We start from the raw sequence: 870 nt of genomic DNA, 5'->3' as shown, positions 1-870 counted from the left end.
CCAGGAGTTCCGCGACGATGTGGTGCGTGTCGCGCGTAACCGAGGCCCGGGCGTCACGCTGGACCAGATCGCGAAGGACTTCGGGGTCAACCCGACCACGCTGCACTCGTGGATGCATCGTGCGGACGTCGACGAGGGAGCCAAACCCGGGGCCACGTCCGGTGAGAACACCGAGCTGCGTGAGGCGCGCCGCAGGATCCGGCTGCTGGAGCAGGAGGTCGAGGTCCTGCGTAAGGCAGCCGCGTACCTGTCCCAGGCTCACCTGCCGGGAAAATGATGTACCCGCTCGTCCGAGAGCTTGCCGAGGCCGGTATCCCGGTCACGGTGACGTGCCGGGTCCTGGGCCTGGCCCGCCAGCCGTACTACAGGTGGCTCGCCCACCCGGTCACCGACGCCGAGCTCACGGCTGCTTACCGGGCCCATGCGTTGTTCCTGGCCCGCCAGGAGGATCCGGAGTTCGGGTACCGGCTGCTGAACGACGAGGCGGCCGACGCGGGCGTGGTGATGTGCGAGCGGACCGCGTGGCGGTTGTGTTCGCAGCAGGCGTGGTGGTCGAGGTTCGGCAAGAAGAAGGCCGCCCGCCCCCGGCCGGGACCGGCGGTCTACGACGACCTGGTGATGCGGGACTTCACCGCCGACCGGCTCGACGCGTTGTGGTTGACGGACATCACCGAGCACCCCACCGCAGAGGGCAAGGTCTACCTGTGCGCGGTCAAGGACGTGTTCTCCGGGCGGATCGTGGGCTACTCGATCGACTCGCGGATGAAGTCGCGCCTGGCCGTGACGGCGATCGAGAACGCCGTCGCGATGCGCAAGGCCGCGGGCCACGATCCGGCCGGGTGCGTGGTCCACTCCGACCGCGGCAGTCAG

2 protein-coding genes are annotated in these 870 nt (G+C 69.3%); both read left to right on the top strand.

Annotation, left to right across the window (positions count from 1 at the left end):
• Positions 1-277 (top strand): transposase (locus J0911_RS01505; RefSeq protein ID WP_207273634.1); only part of this gene is annotated, 277 nt, incomplete at its 5' end.
• On the top strand, positions 274-870 hold a 597-nt coding region (locus tag J0911_RS01500; protein ID WP_207273633.1), incomplete at its 3' end, for a DDE-type integrase/transposase/recombinase. The genes J0911_RS01505 and J0911_RS01500, both read left to right, overlap by 4 nt.

This window comes from Myceligenerans salitolerans, assembly GCF_017349295.1.
Taxonomy (GTDB): Bacteria; Actinomycetota; Actinomycetes; order Actinomycetales; family Cellulomonadaceae; genus Myceligenerans; species Myceligenerans salitolerans.
This window is presented reverse-complemented; position numbering and strand designations above follow the sequence as displayed.